The organism is Pseudomonas sp. E141 (assembly GCF_052659885.1).
In genome coordinates, this window is the sequence record NZ_CP084024.1 from 5,682,245 (window position 1) to 5,694,163 (window position 11,919).

Annotated in this window: 7 protein-coding genes; all 7 read left to right on the top strand. The window is 59.9% G+C overall.

From position 1 onward, the window contains the following. Positions 1-25 precede the first annotated feature (25 nt). The 7 genes from GKKCFE_RS25510 to GKKCFE_RS25540 all read left to right on the top strand — a co-directional run bounded on the left by GKKCFE_RS25510 (position 26) and on the right by GKKCFE_RS25540 (position 11,811). On the top strand, positions 26-1,477 hold the full coding sequence (locus GKKCFE_RS25510; RefSeq protein WP_047226715.1) for an alanine/glycine:cation symporter family protein: 1,452 nt from the start codon (positions 26-28) through the stop codon (positions 1,475-1,477). A gap of 131 nt (positions 1,478-1,608) precedes the next feature. Then, the gene (locus GKKCFE_RS25515; protein WP_139048659.1) at positions 1,609-2,613 is read left to right on the top strand and encodes an asparaginase; all 1,005 of its coding nucleotides are present in this window, start codon (positions 1,609-1,611) and stop codon (positions 2,611-2,613) included. 182 nt (positions 2,614-2,795) lie between these two features. Continuing rightward, complete coding sequence (locus tag GKKCFE_RS25520; RefSeq protein ID WP_445577250.1) at positions 2,796-3,788, top strand: AraC family transcriptional regulator; 993 nt, start codon at positions 2,796-2,798, stop codon at positions 3,786-3,788. Between the two features lie 382 nt (positions 3,789-4,170). Beyond that, positions 4,171-4,533 carry a DUF6124 family protein gene (locus GKKCFE_RS25525; protein ID WP_445577251.1) on the top strand — a complete coding sequence of 121 codons (363 nt, stop codon included), beginning with the start codon at positions 4,171-4,173 and terminating at the stop codon, positions 4,531-4,533. 379 nt (positions 4,534-4,912) lie between these two features. Next, positions 4,913-5,944 (top strand): histone deacetylase family protein, encoded by a 1,032-nt coding sequence (locus GKKCFE_RS25530; protein ID WP_188251876.1) that lies wholly within the window; start codon positions 4,913-4,915, stop codon positions 5,942-5,944. Positions 5,945-5,956: 12 nt separating this feature from the next. Then, a complete protein-coding gene (locus GKKCFE_RS25535) occupies positions 5,957-7,057 on the top strand; it encodes a polyamine ABC transporter substrate-binding protein (protein WP_445577252.1) in 1,101 nt (366 codons plus the stop codon). A 152-nt stretch (positions 7,058-7,209) separates the two neighbouring features. Continuing rightward, on the top strand, positions 7,210-11,811 hold the full coding sequence (locus tag GKKCFE_RS25540) for a dermonecrotic toxin domain-containing protein (protein ID WP_445577253.1): 4,602 nt from the start codon (positions 7,210-7,212) through the stop codon (positions 11,809-11,811). Positions 11,812-11,919: the final 108 nt, after the last annotated feature.

Consider the following 11,919-nt stretch of genomic DNA (forward strand, 5'->3'; position numbering starts at 1 on the left):
AAACAAAAAACAGCGAGGAATACTCATGCTCGAAGTCATCAACGACTTCCTCTCAGGGAAAGTGCTGATCGTGCTCATTGTCGGGCTCGGTAGCTACTTCACGATCCGCTCGCGTTTCGTCCAGTTCCGCCACTTCTTTCACATGTTCGCGGTATTCCGTGACAGCCTCAAAAGCAGCGCCGGCCAGCTCAGTTCCTTCCAGGCCCTGATGCTCAGCCTGGCCGGTCGTGTCGGCGCGGGCAACATCGCCGGTGTCGGCATCGCCGTCACCCTCGGCGGGCCCGGCGCGGTGTTCTGGATGTGGGTGACCGCGCTGGTCGGCATGTCCAGCAGCTTCTTCGAATGTTCCCTCGGCCAGCTCTACAAGCGCTGCGACGCCGAAGGCCAGTTCCGTGGTGGCCCGTCCTATTACATCCAGCACGGCCTGCAGAAGCGCTGGCTGGGCATGATCATGGCGTTCCTGCTGCTGATCACCTTCGGCTTCGCCTTCAACGGCCTGCAAGCCCATGCCGTGACTCACTCGCTGAACAACGCTTTCGGTTTCGACACCACCTACACAGGCATTGGCCTGGCGGTGCTGTTGGGCCTGGTGTTCATCGGTGGGATCAAGCGCATCGCCAAGGTCGCTGACCTGCTGGTGCCGGTCAAAACCCTGGCGTACATCGGCGTCACCCTCTACGTGATCGTGCTGCAGTTCGATCAGGTTCCGGCCATGCTGACCACCATCGTCAAAAGCGCCTTCGGCCTTGACCAGGCCTTTGGCGGCCTGATCGGCAGCGCCATCGTCATGGGCGTCAAGCGTGGCGTGTTCGCCAACGAAGCGGGCCTGGGCAGTGCGCCAAACGTCGCCGCCGTGGCCTCGGTCGAGCACCCGGTGGCTCAGGGTGTGATTCAGGCGTTCAGCGTGTTCCTCGACACCTTTCTGATCTGCACCTGCACCGCGCTGCTGATCCTGCTGTCGGGCTTCTACACCCCGGGCTTCGAAGGTGACGGTATTGCCCTGACCCAGAACTCCCTCGCCGCCGTGGTGGGTGACTGGGGGCGGGTATTCATCTCCGTGGCCCTGTCGCTGTTCGTGTTTACCTCGATCCTCTACAACTACTACCTGGGCGAGAACAACCTGCGCTTCATGGTCGGCGAAAACCGCAAGGTGCTGATCGGCTACCGCACCCTGGTACTGGTGTTGATCTTCTGGGGTGCCATCGAGAACCTCGGCACCGTGTTCGCCTTCGCCGACATCACCATGACCCTGCTGGCGTTCGTGAACCTGATCGCGCTGTTCCTGCTGTTCAAGGTCGGCATGCGCATCCTGCGTGACTACGATGACCAGCGTTCGGCCGGCATCAAGGTTCCGGTTTTCGATTCCAGCAAGTTCCCGGACCTGGATCTGGACCGCAAGGCCTGGCCAGCCAACCCTTCGGCACCAGTAGCCGCGCCTGGAAAGGCTTCGGCAGGCGTGGCCGCCGCGCAACGCTGATCGGTAGGCTGATTGGAAAAAGCCGGGCGCACCCTCTGCGCCCGGCGTGACACAGCGTAAGGTCGGCGTCATGCTCGACCTTATGTTGTGACAGCCCGATGAGCTGTCGCTTTCGTCCTCGGAGAACACCCATGAATTTCTCGACCTACCCTGCCGCCCAGCACGTCATGGTGCTCTACACCGGTGGCACCATCGGCATGCAGGCCAGCGCCCATGGCCTGGCCCCGGCATCCGGTTTCGAAGCACGGATGCGCGATTACCTGCACAGCCAACCCGAACTCGTCATCCCGCAATGGCGTTTCCGGGAAATGTCGCCGCTGATCGACAGCGCCAACATGACCCCGGCCTACTGGCAGCAACTGCGCGAAGCAGTGGTCGACGCCGTGGATGTGCAAGGCTGCGACAGCGTATTGATCCTGCACGGCACCGATACGCTGGCCTACAGCGCGGCCGCCATGAGCTTCCAGTTACTCGGCCTGCATGCGCGGGTGTGTTTCACCGGCTCCATGTTGCCCGCCGGCGTGACCGACAGCGATGCCTGGGAAAACCTCAGTGGCGCGCTGGTCGCCCTCGGCCAGGGGCTGGCGCCGGGTGTGCATCTGTATTTCCACGGCGAGCTGTTGGCCCCGACCCGTTGCGCCAAGGTGCGCAGCTTCGGTCGCCATCCGTTCAAACGCCTGGAGCGTCAGGGCGGTGGCATCAAGGCAACCTCGCTGCCGGCACAGCTCAATTACGACCAGCCCAAGCAACTGGCGAACGTCGCGGCGCTGCCGCTGTTTCCCGGCATCAGCGCCGAAATTCTCGATGGCCTGCTGGGCAGCGGCATCCAGGGCCTGGTGCTGGAATGCTACGGCAGCGGCACCGGCCCGAGCGACAACCCGGCCTTCCTCGCCAGCCTCGAGCGGGCGCGGGACAGCGGCGTGGTCGTGGTGGCAGTGACCCAATGCCATGAAGGTGGCGTCGAGCTGGACGTGTACGAGGCCGGCAGTCGCTTGCGTGGCGTCGGCGTGCTGTCCGGTGGCGGCATGACCCGTGAGGCGGCATTCGGCAAGTTGCAGGCGTTGATTGGCGCTGGGCTGCCGGTGGATGAGGTTCGGCGGCTGGTTGAGCTGGATCTGTGTGGCGAGTTGAGCTGACACCCGGCAAAACCTGTGGGAGCGAGCTTGCTCGCGATGGCTGACTTTCATTCAGCATCAATATTGAATGTTCCACCGCTATCGCGAGCAAGCTCGCTCCCACAGGGGTTCGCTCAAGCCTGGCAATCTTCGTTCGGCATACAACTTGCTCCATTTCCAGCCTCCTCCGGCCGGAAACGAACATGCTGCACTCCCACCTGACCACACTCAACGCCGTCTCCCTGGTACTCAATACCTTCAAGCACGAAGGCCTGCCCAGTGATGCATTGCTGACCGGCAGCGGCATCAGCGCGGCGGATCTGAGCCGGGCCGACACGCGCATCACCACCAATCAGGAGATGCAGGTCTGCGCCAATGCCGTGGCCCTCAAGCGCGACATCGGCCTGGAACTGGGCTTGCGCATGCACGTGTCGTCCTACGGGATGCTGGGGTATGCCCTACTCAGCAGTGCCACTTTGGGTGACGCTTTGCGTTTGGCGCTGCGCTATCCGGCGCTATTGGGAACACTCTTCGACCTGCACCTGGAAGAAGGCCATGAAACGGTCTGGCTCAGCGCCAGCGATTATCGGGAGAACCCGGCCCTGGCGGTGTTCAACGCCGAGTTCTGCATGGTTTCGCTCAAAGTCATCTGCAACGACCTGCTCGGCCAGACGCTGCCTCTGCGCGCGGCGCGCTTCGAACATTCGGCGCCCGATTACCAGGCGCGCTACGCAGCGCTCTTCGACTGCCCGGTGCGTTTCGACAGCGTCGACAACGCGTTCGCCTTCGACCGTCACTGGCTGGAACAACCACTGCCCCTGGCCGACCTCATCACCCACCACGCCATGGCCGAACGTTGCCGTCGGCAGAACACCGAGTTCACCGGTCGCCAGGCCTGGCTGGGGCGGATTCGCCAACTGCTCAGTGCACAATTGAACGCCGCTCCCGGCCTGGAAGGCTTGGCAGAACAAATGAACTGCTCGTCGCGCACCTTGCGTCGTCACCTCAAAAATATGGGCTGCAGCTATCAGGAACTGCTCGACGAACTGCGCTTCGAACGGGCCAAGCAGATGCTGTGCGAGGATAAATTGCCGATCTATCAGATTGCCGAAATGCTCGGTTTCAGCGAAACCGCCAGTTTTCGACATGCCTTTGTGCGCTGGAGTGGGGTGGCGCCGAGTCAGTTCAGGTCCTGAACCTTCGGGAATCGCCGCTTTCACGCACAACACCTAACCCTGTGGGAGCAAGGCTTGCCCGCGATGGCGTCCGCTCAGACACATCCGGCGTCCTAAAGGCTGACGCCAGGTAGACCGCAACAACCGGTCTACGACGGCTGCGCCGCCGAGCGGGAGCAAGCTCCCTCGCCACGAATCGCAGAGCGACACGAAGCTCTGTTTACCCACCCGCCGTCACACTTCCACCACCCCACGCAACCCTGCGCAGTTGCCTACAACTACGCCAGAATCCGCCTGCTTGTGCGCCTTGCCCTCACCACCTATCGTCTCCCTGTCGCTGACACCAGCGAACGGGTTTGGCGGCCCTGTTGACGAAAGTTCCTCACGTGAAAGGAGCTTCACTATGTTCAAGATCAAACCAAACCCAGCAGAAGCAGATCCCAACTCCCCCTACTTGGACGGTCTCAACGCAAAAAAGCTCGACGAAGCCTCCAAACGCGCATTGGACTATTACCTGGCGGCCAAACCAGCAAAACCCGCGGAAACCATCCAACCCGGCCAGCTATTCTCCGTCGTAAAAGGCCTCGACAACGAATGCCTGCTGGCCAACCTCAGCGAAACTCTGGCTTCTGCCGACGCGATGGTCAACGAGTTGGCTTTCGATCTGGAAGGCTCGCACCGCCACTTCCTCCTCGGCATCCAGCAACTGATCGAACTGAGTTCAATGCTGGCGAACCGAGCGCTGGATAACGTCGAGCCACGCTAGCCGTTACACCATCAACCCCGTGGCGAGGGAGCTTGCTCCCGCTGGGTGGCGAAGCCGCCCCAAAACAGGCTGACGCATTCTCCAGACAAATCGCATCAGCCGGTTTACGACGGCTACGCCGCCGAGCGGGAGCAAGCTCCCTCGCCACATGCCGTGTATGCCTTCAGATCAGGTGTAATGTGCTGCCGCCTTCGCGAGCAGGCTCGCTCCCACAGGGGCTCCATGCCCCAACCCCTCGCACACCCGCGCCAACAAGGGGCGATTTACGGTCAAACCTTTTGGCCATTTCGATCCCCTTTTGGCCTCTCCTGCCGTTCTCTGAAACGCCGCACGCCGCAAGACTGTGTTCAAACCGACCAGCCTTGCGGAGAACAAAAAAATGCTGACGATCTATTCCGACGATCACCACCTGCACCACGGGCGTTGCGAGTTGATGGACGGGCAATTGATGCCCTGCTTCGAGATGCCGTCCCGGGCCGATCATGTGTTGGAGCGGGTCAAGGCGCGGGGACTGGGGCCGGTGGAGGCGCCGCAGGATTTTGGCCTGGGGCCGATCCAGCGCATCCACAGCGCGGCGTATCTGGAATTTTTCAAAGGTGCTTGGGACCGCTGGGCCAAGTACAACCGCGAGGGCGATTTGTTGCCCTTCACCTGGCCGGCGCGGACCTTTCGCACGGTCATACCCACGAGCCTGCACGGCCAGTTGGGTTATTACAGTTTCGACGCCGGCGCGCCGATTACCGCCGGCACTTGGCAGGCAGCCTACAGCGCCGCGCAAGTCGCCCTCACCGCCCAGGCCGAGATCCAGCGCGGCGCCCGCAGTGCCTTTGCGCTGTGTCGCCCGCCGGGGCACCACGCCGCCGGCGACTTGATGGGCGGCTATTGCTACCTCAACAACGCCGCCATCGCCGCCCAGGCGTTTCTCGACCAGGGCCATAAGAAGGTCGCGATCCTCGATGTCGATTACCACCACGGCAACGGCACCCAGTCGATTTTCTACGAGCGCAGCGACGTGCTGTTCGCTTCGATCCACGGCCACCCGGAAGCCGAGTTTCCATTCTTCCTTGGCTACGCCGACGAGTACGGTGAAGCCGCCGGTGAGGGCTTCAACTTCAACTATCCTTTGCCGGCCGGCTCAGGCTGGGACACTTGGAGCGCCGCGCTGGAGCAGGCCTGCGGGCAAATCCAAGGCTACGACGCCGATGTCATCGTCGTGTCCCTGGGCGTGGACACCTTCAAGGACGACCCGATCTCGCAGTTCAAGCTCGATAGCCCGGATTACCTGGCGATGGGCAAACGCATCGCGGCGCTCGGCAAACCGACCCTGTTTGTGATGGAAGGCGGCTACGCGGTGGCAGAAATCGGCATCAATGCCGTGAACGTTCTCGAAGGTTTTCAAAGCGCCCAATGAGGAAATAACAGCATGAACAGACTCAAGCGTTTGATGGTTCCCAGCCTGTGCGCCGCGCTGCTGTGCGGCGCTGCCCAGGCCGAAGAGCGCACCCTGCGTGTCTACAACTGGTTCGACTACATTACGCCCAAGGCCCTGGACGACTTCAAGGCGCAGAACAGCCAGGTCAAACTGGTCTACGACATCTTCGACACCAACGAAGCGCTGGAGGCCAAGCTGCTGACCGGCAATTCCGGCTACGACGTGGTGGTGCCGTCCAACGTGTTCCTGGCCAAGCAGATCGAGGCCGGGGTGTTCCAGCCCCTGGACCGCAGCAAACTGCCAAACTGGAACCACCTCGATCCCAAGCTGATGAAGCTGATCGAAGCCAACGACCCCGGCAACAAATTCGCCGTGCCCTACATGTACGGCACCATCCTGATCGGTTTCAACCCGGACAAAATCAAAGCTGCCCTGGGTGGCAACGCGCCGGTGGACAGCTGGGACCTGATCTTCAAGGAAGAGAACATCAGCAAGCTCAAGCAGTGTGGCGTGGCGCTGCTCGACTCACCGTCGGAGATCCTGCCCCTGGCCTTGCAGCACCTGGGCCTGGACCCCAACAGCAAGCAACCGGCGGACTATGCCAAGGCCGAAGCGCTGCTGATGAAGATCCGCCCGCACATCACCTATTTCCACTCGTCCAAGTACATGGCTGACATCGCCAACGGCGATATCTGCGTGGCGGTCGGTTACTCCGGCAGCTTCTCCCAGGCGGCCAACCGCGCCAAGGATGCCAAGAACGGCGTGACCGTGGACATGCGCCTGCCCAAGGAAGGCGCGCCAATCTGGTTCGACATGCTCGCCATCCCTAAAGGGGCGAAAAACCCGGACGACGCCTACACCTTTATCAACTACTTGCTGCAACCGGAGGTGATCGCACCGGTCAGCGATTTTGTCGGCTATCCAAACCCGAACAAGGACGCCACGGACATGGTCGACCCGGCGATCCGCAACAATCCCAACCTGTATCCGACCGAGGCGGCGATGGCCACGCTGTATACCCTGCAACCCTTGCCCCGGGATGCCGAGCGCGCGCGGACACGGGCCTGGACCCGGATCAAATCCGGGCAGTAAGGCACCTGTGGCAAGGGGATTTATTCCCACCCAGGCATAGTGAGGCGGCCTATACATAGTTACCACCTTCCCTGTCTTGTACCTCCCTAGCATGGAATCCCCGAAGCATTCAGCGACGGGGATTCCACCTATCGCAAGACAGGGAGCGTCAGATGAAAAAAACCTCTACAACCACGAACACAACACCTGAAGCCAGTCTCAAGAATGCTGTGCTCAACCAGCTACTCGCGGGGCCCACCTCCCCGGAAGTTGCCGCCGTGCTCCTGCGCAGGGCCCTCAAGAAAATGTATCCGACACTGGACCTCGATCCGCTCAACACAGTCGTTGGCGAGCCTCGCTGGGACATTGTCGACGGCGAAATCCTGGAACTGCCCACCCGTTACGAAACCCTCAGCGATATGGTGGCCGAACGAGTAGGCGTGAGCGATTCGACCATGCTGATTGAAGGCGTGCACTTTTTGACTCAGCTACCGATCAGCACCCCGGAGGTGCATCTGCCGGTACGTATCGAACAGATCGGAGCCCTGATCAACGAACTGGAGCCCGTCATGTTGTCCGCCTGCCAGGAACAACAACTGGCGTACTGGAACGCGCCAGTGGGCACATCCGGCCCACGCTGGCATGAGCTCTCCAGAACGCTGCGCAAGATCTGGGACGTCAAAGAGGTCAATGGCTGGACCACGACCGAATGCGACATGGCCAGGCAATTGTTCCTTTACCCCAACCCGGAGGACCGCAAGCAACATGATCGCTACGACACTCACGCGTACCTGATCGACATCGATGAAGTTGACGGGACCAAAGTGAGCCGCCTGAACGAAAATTCGTTGGTGGTACTGATCGGAACCATCGCCAGTAAAGAGGTCATCCTTACGTACTCGCTGCGCGACAGCTATAAAAAATTCGATTCACAGCAGGCGCTGGGGCAATTTCTCCCGACGCAACTGGACACCACGTTCCGCAAGAAAATCCAGTGGCGGCTGTATGAGCCCACCGGCAACATCTTCGATCAAAAGGCCTGCGGCCTGATCGCCATGCAGGTCAAGATCCTCGGTTCCTCCAGCTTTCTGAAAAAAGTTGCATCCATCGAAGACGACCAGCCAGTGACCAGCGGGCTGGACGCAGAAAAAGGTCTTGGCGCGACCTGGTTCGATAAAAAGATCCCCGACTGGCTGCTGGCAGCGTCGATATCCGATCAGATTCTGTTCGCCCAGCACATGAAAAACCTTTCGGCGTTGAGCAGTTCCCATGCCGGCAAGACCTACCTGGACGATATTGCTCCTATCAAGGAGTTTGCCTTGAACGCCCTCAAGAAGCAGATGCAAGCGGACCATGCCGACGCTGCGACACTCGATCCGGAAAAAATCGAGATCCAGATTCGCAGCCTCGTGGCCTGGGGGTCTTTTATCGTTCCGGGCAAATTCGAGACCACCCGGTTCAATCTCGTTGAGCTGGCCTTGCAAAACCTGATTGCACTGCCCCTGGGCAACAAAACCGTCAGGTCCCTCACCGGCAAGGTGTTGCCCACCTGGATGACGACCGACTACATCGAAACCCTGATCACCAAAATCGATATCGGTCGCGTCTATCCCGATCTGGTGAAGAGCAAACTGCTCGACGATCCGACCGAATCGGCCCGCCGCGAAGAGTTGTACACCTCCCAGTTGCGCATTCAACTGCCCATGCTGGCGCTGGAGGGAAAGATCCGAGGGCGTGGGAACATCGACGAACGGGGTTACCGTTATGTCGCCGCACTGATGGAACCGGAGGAAGCCGATCGCAAGGTCGACGGACAACCCATCGTCTTGCGCAGGCTGGCCTTCATATCCCAACAGAAACTGATCCCCTCGGAAGACATCGTGACCAACATGTTCGTGATCGGTCCGAAGAATCCAGACGCCGGTCCCTGCCTGCTTTATCGACCGCTGCTTGAGCCGCAGTTGTGCCAGTACCCCTCCTCCAGCAACCTGTTGTATGCGATCAGGCAAATCCCTGAATTGCGCCAATCGGTCCTGGCCTGGCTGCCCGATGAGGTGCGCAGTAATTACAGCCGATACATTTTCTCGGGCCCGCTGCCCTCACCCTGGGTCATCGTTGAGTTTGCGACGGACCCTTTTACATCATGGCTCGATAGCGCCCCCGTCGGTTTGAGCGAAAAAACCCTGGGCCCCGATTTCCTGCCACTGTTGTTCAAGGCCAATGCCAATGCCCTGGTCGAGCTTGCAGACCGGCAATCGGTCTCCAACAGCGAAACCCGCTGGAGTACGTTCAAGCAGGCAGGCTGGCTGATTTTCAACCTGGCCCTGCCTTATCTGGGCGCTGCCGTGGGCACCGCCGTCTGGCTCTGGCAAATTCTGGATGACATTGAAACGCTGATGCAGGACAGCGAACACGCCAACGACCAAGCCACATGGGAGGCATTCGTCGACCTGCTGCTGAACCTGGCCATGGCGATCACCACCCACGCTATCGACCATGCCAGAGAAGGCACACGCAGTCGCAGGGCAGCGGCGCCGGAGGTGTTAGAGGAGCCGGTCAAGCTGGTTAAACCCAAGCTCATTATCGAAAAACTCGCGCCTTCCACCGCTAAGCAACCGCACCCCGAACACTATGAGTCCATCCATTCCAGCGGTGCCTTGACAGGCAAATCGGGAGAGGGTGCCAAGCTCCTTGAGAGTTTCAGTGTCGACGCGCCCGAAACACCAGGGCAGGCCCATACCGATGGCATGTCCAAAGGGCTCTATCAACGACAGGGGCGGTGGTACGCCAAAGTGGGAGAAAAATGGTTCAACGTGCTGATGGTGGGCGATAAGGTCTGCGTCGTCGACGGGAAGAATCCCTCGCGCCTGGGCCCTCCCCTGAGGCTGGATGTACACGGCAATTGGCATATCGACATCCGTTTGCGCCTGCGCGGAACGGGCTCAAAAGGTGCGATGGAAAAAGTCATCGCCGACACTCACCGCCGCAGCGTTCAACTGCTGGCCGAACTGAACCGCTTCGAAGAAAAAAAACCGGAGCACCAGGCACTGCTGACAATGAATGCACAAGAATTGAACAGCGCCTCGGGCTCCGCCAAGGAGACCAAGCGCAACGTTTACTTGAGCACCTTGAAAACCCAGCGCGAAAGCTATGAAGAAGCGCTGAACATACTGACGCAATGGCCCGTCTTCCAATCAAGACCCGACGCGCCTAAAGCCAGGCTTGGCTACCTGAACGCACAGATCAACTTCACGTTCGAAGAGATAGACGCGCTGAAAGAGCGGTTTACCCCTGCCCTGAGAACAGCCATGGACATGGCCACCACCGGCGTCGCGGTCGTGGAGCAGCAGCACGTCGATGCAGCCGAAAGCATGATCCGGGTCGGCGAGGACATGAACGAGCGCCTGGATTACATGGAGACCCGTTTTTCCAGGCTCAAGATACTGGGGCGTGAAGGTTTTGAGTTTATCCGGCAACACCGTGGAAGAATGCCGACCTACAAGAGCGACGGTATTCGTCTTATCCAGTTGGACATGTATCGCCACCTCTGCCTGTCGCTCGACAGCATCAATACAGTGCCCGAAGGTTGGGCGGTCATTAACCAACTGGTTGATAGCGCCACGATCGCCTTCCAAAGCCTGCACGACACCATTGAGGAACGCAGCGTGATCCGGCTGGATGAGCAAATCGATGCATTTGGCAGTCTCACCGAACAGTTCACCGCCCTTGAAGAACAACTCGAATACGTGGGCACTGAATACAAGGACAGCGCCCGGCCGGCCGAACTCAATCGGCTGAACAAGCAGATCGGCGGCCTGAAAAAACGGGCACTGCAACATTTGGCCCAGGCCCTGGATGAGAGAAGCAACCGGCGCAGCATGGGCAACCCTTACGAGCCACGCCCCAGGTTCAGGAAGAAGTTCATCAGGGCACGCTTTTGGGGCCTTGTCAGTGGTGAGCCTCGTTTAACGAAAATGCAGGAAGAAACCGATTGGGTCGATGTGAAGAACCCGGTCACGGACAAGATCATCGCCACCTTCCACCGCAAGGGAACCGGTGAGTGGGTGCCCCATGCGCTCGCCGACACGCCGCAGATCGTCCCGCCACTGGCAACCAGCCTCGCAAAGGGCCAAGCCCTGATCGATGGGCTGGAGGCGTTCCAGGCGCAGGTCGAGGAGCACATGAATGCGCCAGGCCGATCGCCCACCGGTCTCGGAATGATCCTGAACGCCCATGCAAACAGGATGGAGAAAGTCGGCATTGCAATCAAAAAGGCAGTGGACAGTGCCTCGAACGAAACCGTTGAAGTGTCAGTAAAACAAAAGCGTACCGCCGAAGCCCTGCGCATGGCACTCAAGACGCAAGCGAAGGCCCTGTACGAGGAAGCCTTCGATGCCGTACTGAATGTCATCAAACATCGCCCTCCGACCATGGATGGCGTCATTTGGCTTAAAAGCCGCAACCGTATTTCCATCACCAAACTAAAGAACCGACAAAAAAACAAAGGCCCTCTTCGCGGCTATCTCGACCGGTATGAGATCAGGGACGTGAAGGAAAACAAAACGCTTTGGTTTGCCGATTTCCGTTACTCCACCGACTGGGTCCCCGCCCACGCCTACCTTTCCGGTCGCTTGAAAACACCGGAACAAGTCAACAAGGGAGCACGCGCCGACGCCACCCAGGATCTCACCCAGCGTCAATTGATCGATCTTTACCGCAGCGAAATTGCGGTGGATCAGGCCAGGGAAGTGTTCTTTCCAAAGCGGCCCTCATAACGGTCAGGATCTGAATCTGTGGGAGCGGGCTTGCTCGCGAAAGCGGTGGATCAGCCAGCCGCCATGTTGGATGCGCCCACGTCTTCGCGAGCAGGCTCGCTCCCACAG

Coding starts and splice junctions, on each gene's coding strand:
- GKKCFE_RS25520 (WP_445577250.1), top strand. CDS start 2,796: ATGCTGCACTCCCACCTGACCACACTCAACGCCGTCTCCCTGGTACTC.
- GKKCFE_RS25540 (WP_445577253.1), top strand. CDS start 7,210: ATGAAAAAAACCTCTACAACCACGAACACAACACCTGAAGCCAGTCTC.
- GKKCFE_RS25525 (WP_445577251.1), top strand. CDS start 4,171: ATGTTCAAGATCAAACCAAACCCAGCAGAAGCAGATCCCAACTCCCCC.
- GKKCFE_RS25535 (WP_445577252.1), top strand. CDS start 5,957: ATGAACAGACTCAAGCGTTTGATGGTTCCCAGCCTGTGCGCCGCGCTG.
- GKKCFE_RS25510 (WP_047226715.1), top strand. CDS start 26: ATGCTCGAAGTCATCAACGACTTCCTCTCAGGGAAAGTGCTGATCGTG.
- GKKCFE_RS25530 (WP_188251876.1), top strand. CDS start 4,913: ATGCTGACGATCTATTCCGACGATCACCACCTGCACCACGGGCGTTGC.
- GKKCFE_RS25515 (WP_139048659.1), top strand. CDS start 1,609: ATGAATTTCTCGACCTACCCTGCCGCCCAGCACGTCATGGTGCTCTAC.